This window comes from Bradyrhizobium sp. WSM4872 (genome assembly GCF_055811715.1).
Genome location: NZ_JBVVPT010000021.1, coordinates 23,641 through 30,275, shown reverse-complemented (window position 1 = coordinate 30,275; position 6,635 = coordinate 23,641). Strand labels below are relative to the sequence as shown.

The following is a 6,635-nucleotide window of genomic DNA, read 5'->3' as shown; positions in this document are numbered from 1 at the left end:
CGCCGCGCGCCCCCGCCCCCCGTGCCGGGGGGCGGGGGGGGGAGCGGGGGGCGCCGCACAAACAACCCCCCCGCGCCCACACCCCACCCCGGGCGCGCGGGACGATGCTTCGCATCGCCCGGGCGCGCCGACCTCTCCCGCAAGCGGGAGAGGTGCACCGGAGGCCGCGGTCCCATCATCGCTGTTTGATCCAGCGCAACGCGCACCTGCACCATTGTGCCTAGTCTCGCTCCAATTCCGCCGTTCGAATGGAGCTTCGCATGAGCACCGCCACCAGGCCTTATCCCATTGTCCAGGACCTCATCGAGTCCTTTGCAAGCTGGCTGAAGCATCGCCGCGAGCTGAACGAGATCCGGCAGCTCGACCGCGCCGATTTCGATCGGATCGCGCAAGATCTGCGGATCGCGCCTGACGATCTGGAGGAGCTGGTCCGCCACGGCAAGCACTCCGCCGACGAGCTGCCGAAGATGCTGGAGCAGCTCGGCATCAGCGCCGAAGGGCTCGGCCGCGCGCAGCCCCTACTGCTGCGCGACATGGAGCGGGTGTGCGCGCTTTGCAGCCACAAAGGCCGGTGCGATCGCGAGCTGGCCGACGGCACCGCCGCGGAGAACTACCACGGCTTCTGCGCAAATGCCTCGACGCTGGAGTCGCTCGATCGCGCGGATCACGCACATCGCTGAGGCATTGCCCTCATCAAGGGATTGGTTTAGCGGCCGGATGTCCCGCCGGTGCTAGATCACGCCCGTTCGGGCACAAGCCTCGCGCCGGGCAAATCCTTTGACGAGTTTTCTGCAAGCACGATAGCGCTCTTCCATGCTCGTCCCACTGACATTGCCTGGCGGGCTCGGTTCGGCCGCGCTTTCCTTTTTGGCAGCATGAGGCTGCGAGGTTTTCTCGCGCTTGCTTGAAGGATCAACATCCTCCGGCACCGGCACGAGCTTCCAGACAGGGCGGAGCTCTATGTTCGCCTTCTCAGTTGGATTTTCCTTGTTGACGGACGACAGCGCAAGGACGTTCTTGTCCATCCTGACGGTGACGGGTGTTCCGCTGATGGAGAATTTGTCGCTCACAATGTATTCGGCAAACGATCGGTACCCCGCCTCATCCTTCACCCACGATGCCTTTGTCGGCGGCCCCCAGAGGTAGTGTCCCTTGGCTAAGCCGGTGGCAGAGACCTCCGTAACGATCAGCATGGCATACCGCCCCTTGCCATTCGTCCATCCACGCTTGTTGGACCACACGCCGACAAATCTGGAGTTGGCATTGAGTGGATCATTCTGATCAGGCGAGATAGCGAAGCTTGGCAGTTTGAGTTGCTGAGCGGCCGCGATGGCTGCCACTTTCTGGTTATCTTCGGGCGCAAATGGATTTCGGACGACGGTTTTTGCGTCCGGTTTCGGAGGGGCAGCTGGAGATGAGAGCACCGCAAGTTCGTTGGCCTTGAAATTCTTGACCCGCTGGCGCGCTTCTGCGGCGTGGCTGCTGCGGGGATACCTGGCCAGAAACTCCTCGTAGAGGCCTGCCACCGTGGAGGTCTGGATAGCCAGCCAAAACTTCTCGTCTTCCGCGGCATCTGCGGGCGCGGGAGCCGACGCGACTGGCGTTTGAGCGCTCGCCACAGGAGCTCTCAGGTAAATCTCTTCCTTCGACAAAGAGCCGTATACGAAAGGCTGCTGCTCGCGTCTGGTGGCCGCCATCACGTCGTCACGAACACGACGAAACAGAAACGATATCTCCAGCCCCGGCGTTTCAATGTGGCGAAGGAGCGATGCCGTGAATGGGCTGTTCCGGCCGTCCCCGTCACTTGCCGTCGTACCGTCCCGCGCGGCGTACGCAATCAGAACGTTATCGGATGGCTCCGTCGGAGCGAGTCCGCGAGCCACGGCCCGGGTGCTCAGCGAGCGCCTCATCTTTGCGGCAAAAGGATTGTTGCGGCATGCGTCCAGTATCACAAGGCCCAACTTTCGTGCCTTCGAGACCTGAAGGCTCACCGAGCGCAGGCTGATGGCCTCGCTTTCGATGTCGGTATCGCTGCGCAGCTCTGCGCCGACCGGAATCAGCCAGTTCTCGCCGCTGACCTCCATGCCGTGTCCGGCATAGAAAACGACCGCAAGGTCTGCTCCCTCGGCAGAGCGGCCGAACTCGACGACAGCCTTCCTCATCTCCTGCGCCGTGGCGTTCTTGACCTGGGTGACTTTGAAATCAAGCCGCTCCAGCGCGCGACCAACGTCTGCCGCATCGCGCGTCGGGTTCGGCAATTCAGGCACCTTCTCATAGGCACCGTTTCCGATGACGAGCGCCACCCGGGCCTGCTGCGCAAGCGCCGGCGTGGCGAATGAAAATGACGTAACGAGAAGGACTGCCAGGAAAAAAATGCGCATCAAATGCTTGCCCGGATCAATATCGAGCGTGAGCGTAGCATTGTCTTTCACCACCGCAACGGGAAAAGCCGGGATCGTGGTCGTTCAGAGAACCGCCGCTCCCCGAGCAGACCGGATAACCGCATCAATGTTCGTTCGGCTTGGGCGCAACCGCTTGCGCCTAGCCCTTCCCCATCGCCGCAATCGCATCCGCGATCTCGATCGTGCGACGCGCCATGTCGGCGTGCAGCCGCTCCACCATGGCGCCGTCGAGACGGATCGCGCCGCGCGAGACGTTCTCCGGCAATTCGAACGCGGCGATGATCTTTCGCGCGCGCGCGACGTCCTCTTCGGGCGGGGTGAAGATCGCGTTGCAGGCTTCGATCTGCGAGGGGTGAATCAACGTCTTGCCGTCAAAACCGAGATCGCGGCCTTGCGCGCATTCGGTGGCGAAACCATCGGAATTGGCGATGTCGCTGTAGGGGCCGTCGAGGATTTCGAGGCCATGGGCGCGCGTCGCCAGGATGCAATGGGTGATCATCGGGATCATCGCGGCGCGGCCCGGCAGCATCTTGATGCGCGTCTCGCGGGAGATGTCGTTCGGGCCGAACACGAAGCCTGACAGGCGCCGCGCTGGATCGCGCCCGGCGGCAGCCAGTTCCTCGGCATGCAGCACCGCGCGCGCGGTCTCGATCATGGCCCAGACTCTTACGGCCGGCGCCGCGCCGAGCTCGGCGAGACGGCGGCCGATCGTGTCGAGGTCCTCCACGCTTGAAACCTTTGGAACCAGGATGCCGTCCGGCGAGGCCTTCGCCGCCATCGCGACGTCGTCGGCCCACCAGGGCGTGTCGAGGCCGTTGGTCCGGATCAGGATCTCGCGCTTGCCGAACCCTTTGGCCGCAATCGCGGCGGCAATGCCGTCGCGCGCCACCGCCTTGGCGTCGGGCGCGACGGAGTCTTCAAGATCGAGGATCAGGCCGTCGGCGGCGAGATTACGCGCCTTTTCCAGCGCGCGGGGGTTGGAGCCGGGCATGAACAGATGGCTGCGGCGCGGGCGGGTCATGCAAGCGTTCCTTCCGGTTTCCTCATCTGTATTCTGAACGAAGCCGATAGCATCTGGCCTGCCTATTCGAAAGGCTTGTTCGCTCCTGCGGTATATGATTAGGCATAGGCCATGAACACATTCCCAGAGCATTTGCTGGAAGGCTACAAGGCCTTCGCCACCCAGCGGCTGCCGACCGAGCAGACCCGCTACCGCGAGCTGTCGGTGAAGGGGCAGTTCCCTGAAGTGATGGTGATCGGCTGCTGCGATAGTCGCGTCTCGCCCGAAGTGATCTTCGACGTCGGGCCGGGCGAACTCTTCGTGGTCCGCAACATCGCCAATCTGGTGCCGGTGTATCAGCCCGACGGCAACGCGCATGGCGTCTCGGCGGCGCTGGAATATGCCGTGACGGTGCTGAAGGTGAAACACATCGTGGTGCTCGGGCACGCGCAGTGCGGCGGCATCCGCGCCTTTGTCGACAAGATCGAGCCGCTCACGCCCGGCGACTTCATCGGCAAATGGATGCAGATGTTCATCAAGCCGGGCGAGGTCGTGGAGCAGCGCGACCACGAGACCATGGCGCAATTCGTCGAGCGCATCGAGAAGGCCGCGGTCTTCCGCAGCCTGGAAAACCTGATGACCTTCCCGTTCGTGCAGAAGGCGGTCGAGAGCGGCCAGATGCAGACCCACGGCGCCTATTTCGGCGTCGCGGAGGGATCGCTGTTCGTGCTGGACAAGGCGGCGAAGGAATTCAGGAGCGTCAGGGACGCTTGACCAAGGCGCCTCTGGAGCCATTTCCGTTCTGATGCGATCGGAGTGAGGCTCAAAGTTCTCCTTACGACGCGTTTCATTTCGCGAACCGTTTTTCACTTCGTTCGAAAACGCTCTAGAAACCTCGCAGGTCGGTGACGGGCTTCGAAGGCGTCTTGCCGATGATGCGGCGGATGGTACGGTTCACGACGTCCAGATTATTGTCGAAAGATCCATGATTGGCAGGGATCGTTTCGTCCTTGTTCGGCTCGTGACGCGTCGGAACCTCCGTTTCGCTGATTGGCGGGTCGAGGACGACATCATCGCTCGCACTCGCCCACGCCTCCAGGATCTTCTGCGAACCTGACATGAAAGTATCGTCGTCCACCCGCCATTTCCGCCAGACTTTCTGCAATCCCAGGACCGGGGTCTTGTGGTCAGGCTCCAGGGCCCGGGAGACCAGATACAACAGCGATTTGGAGTAGAGGGCAGGGACGCAGGGATCGCGCGTTTCGTTGGCATCGCTGAGCACGTCGACAAACGTCGTCTCGGGATCAGCGACCTTGTCCGCGAAGGCACTGCCGTATTTGTCGGACGCAAACGCGACCGTGCAGGCCGGCGCCCAAAGATGGATGGAGCTGGCCTTCAGGCCGCGGGCTTTCATGGGGCCTAGAAAATACCCGTGCATGATGGCCCCGGCGGAATGTCCGACCAGATGAATCTGCGGCCGCTGGCTCTTGCTCATCTGGCCGAGCCCGCGCTCCAGCTCTCGTGCCGCGACGGCAAGCCCCCCGCCCGCACGACTCGCGCCGGCGGCTCTGAATTTCATGTTCTCCCAGATCGCCTTGACGCCGGCATCGCGCGCGAATACCTCGAAGGCACGATCCTTGATCTCGTCGATCTTGCTTCTCAGCCAGCCCTTGTCCGCTCCCGCCGGCAAAACCAGCTTCTCCGCGGCGCTCTTCAGAATATCTGCGGCCGATTCCAGAAGACCCGTCTGCCAGACCACGAAGATCGGCATGATGCGATTGGCCTCGAACCACGGCCCGAGCACGCGCGCCCTGGCGATACCTTCGTCGCGGCTGTTGAGCCCGCCGTGAAGAATGATCGCCAGCTCGGAAAATCCCTGCTGGGCCGCCCGGTCGAGGCATTGCTGGACCACCACCGCGACGGCGTCGTCGCCGGAGCTCGCCTCGACGAGCTCGCGTTCGGCGCTGCCATTGTGGCCGATGAAGATGATGTGCTTGGCCTCTTCGCCGTTGATCCAAGGAGAAACGGCACTCGTATCGCCTGCCACGTCGGAACGAAGCATCGCCCGTTCGCGAAGCCGCTCGTCCAGCGAAAGGTCGGTTCGCATCGACGGGCTCACGAAGTGATGCGGTTGATGCGCAAGATTCGCTCCGCTTTGCTTGCCTTTGATCGGCGGCAGTGTCACGCGCATGGGTGCGCCGAGCGTCAGTGCCCAGGCGTCGGTCCCGTAGCGGGTCCAGTCCTCGTAAGTCAGCAGGCCAAATCCATGAAATCCCCAATGGGGGCCCCACGAGTTCTGCACGATGAAGCCGTCAGACGTATAACCGACCAGCGCGAAGGCGTGGCCGCCGACGTCATTGGGCTTTTTTGGCGGGAGAATGAGCGCCGCCTCGAGCGTCTTGCAGTTGTTGCGAACGCGGTCCCAGCCGTCGTGGACGTCGGCGGATACGTAGATCGCGTGCGTTTCGTAGATCGCTGACTGCATGTCGACGATGGATTTGCCGTCGACGCGATAATAGGCTCCGAGAGGCGTCAGCGGTGCATCCGTATCCCATCCACTCCGGGGCGTCCCGGGCCTCTGCCGCCTCTCGAAGTTCGGCCAGAATTTCTCGCCACAAACGCCGTGCTTGTGAAATCCCTTCATGGCTCCGCGACAGCTCGATCCTTCGTAATCCTCTCCCTTCCATTCGTCATAGAGACGCGCGTTCTGGTACAACATCCGCGCACTTCGCCGGGCGACCGGCTGGGCGGCTTTCGGGTCGCCGGCTGCGATCGGATTTGCGTTTGCGAGCTCCCACTGGAGATAGTTCACGACGCCGGCGAGGCCGAACCCGGTGCAGGACCCTTCCTGGCCCTGATCGAGAACCATGTCTGCGTTGCGATAGACCAAGAACCAGCGCTCGATCAACTCGTCGGACGGATAGACCTGCGGCAGGCTCACCAGCCTCGAACGATAGGGCAGGTCACGGAAATCGAAACGATCCGGACGCGCGTCGAATTTGCGGTCGAGCAAAAATCTGGTCGGCATGCGGCATCCCCCCTGTCGTCATGCGCAAGGCTCGCGCACCTTTGCTCGGCACCAAGCACTTCGCATGCCCTATTTTTGGTAGATGTATGATATTTCAACAACTTCAGTGTGCAAGGACTTTTGGGCGGCGTAACGCGACAAGTGGGCGCAGCTCCATGACCACCTGCGGCCGGCGCCCCTGAATTCGCCGCTCCGGCGAACGGCT

Annotated in this window: 5 protein-coding genes; 2 read left to right on the top strand and 3 right to left on the bottom strand. The window is 62.6% G+C overall.

Annotated features, from left to right (window positions below):
* Positions 1 to 260 precede the first annotated feature (260 nt).
* Positions 261 to 680: a hypothetical protein gene (locus AC0L3C_RS24780; protein ID WP_473264737.1), complete on the top strand. Its 420-nt coding sequence runs from the start codon at positions 261 to 263 to the stop codon at positions 678 to 680.
* 51 nt (positions 681 to 731) lie between these two features.
* On the opposite strand, the gene AC0L3C_RS24775 is transcribed toward AC0L3C_RS24780, so the two are convergent.
* Together AC0L3C_RS24775 and AC0L3C_RS24770 are read right to left on the bottom strand one after the other, a co-directional pair.
* Positions 732 to 2,432 (bottom strand): caspase family protein, encoded by a 1,701-nt coding sequence (locus AC0L3C_RS24775; RefSeq protein ID WP_473281618.1) that lies wholly within the window; start codon positions 2,430 to 2,432, stop codon positions 732 to 734.
* Between the two features lie 109 nt (positions 2,433 to 2,541).
* Positions 2,542 to 3,423 (bottom strand): HpcH/HpaI aldolase/citrate lyase family protein, encoded by an 882-nt coding sequence (locus tag AC0L3C_RS24770; protein ID WP_473409186.1) that lies wholly within the window; start codon positions 3,421 to 3,423, stop codon positions 2,542 to 2,544.
* Between the two features lie 111 nt (positions 3,424 to 3,534).
* Between AC0L3C_RS24770 and AC0L3C_RS24765 the strand changes: the two genes are divergently transcribed.
* On the top strand, positions 3,535 to 4,176 hold the full coding sequence (locus tag AC0L3C_RS24765) for a carbonic anhydrase (protein ID WP_473264734.1): 642 nt from the start codon (positions 3,535 to 3,537) through the stop codon (positions 4,174 to 4,176).
* Positions 4,177 to 4,288: 112 nt separating this feature from the next.
* On the opposite strand, the gene AC0L3C_RS24760 is transcribed toward AC0L3C_RS24765, so the two are convergent.
* On the bottom strand, positions 4,289 to 6,430 hold the full coding sequence (locus tag AC0L3C_RS24760; RefSeq protein ID WP_473409185.1) for a C1 family peptidase: 2,142 nt from the start codon (positions 6,428 to 6,430) through the stop codon (positions 4,289 to 4,291).
* Between the last annotated feature and the right edge of the window lie 205 nt (positions 6,431 to 6,635).

Excerpts from the sequence above, each read along its gene's own strand:
- AC0L3C_RS24780 (WP_473264737.1), top strand. The coding sequence starts at position 261 with ATGAGCACCGCCACCAGGCCTTATCCCATTGTCCAGGACCTCATCGAG.
- AC0L3C_RS24770 (WP_473409186.1), bottom strand. The coding sequence starts at position 3,423 with ATGACCCGCCCGCGCCGCAGCCATCTGTTCATGCCCGGCTCCAACCCC.
- AC0L3C_RS24765 (WP_473264734.1), top strand. The coding sequence starts at position 3,535 with ATGAACACATTCCCAGAGCATTTGCTGGAAGGCTACAAGGCCTTCGCC.
- AC0L3C_RS24760 (WP_473409185.1), bottom strand. The coding sequence starts at position 6,430 with ATGCCGACCAGATTTTTGCTCGACCGCAAATTCGACGCGCGTCCGGAT.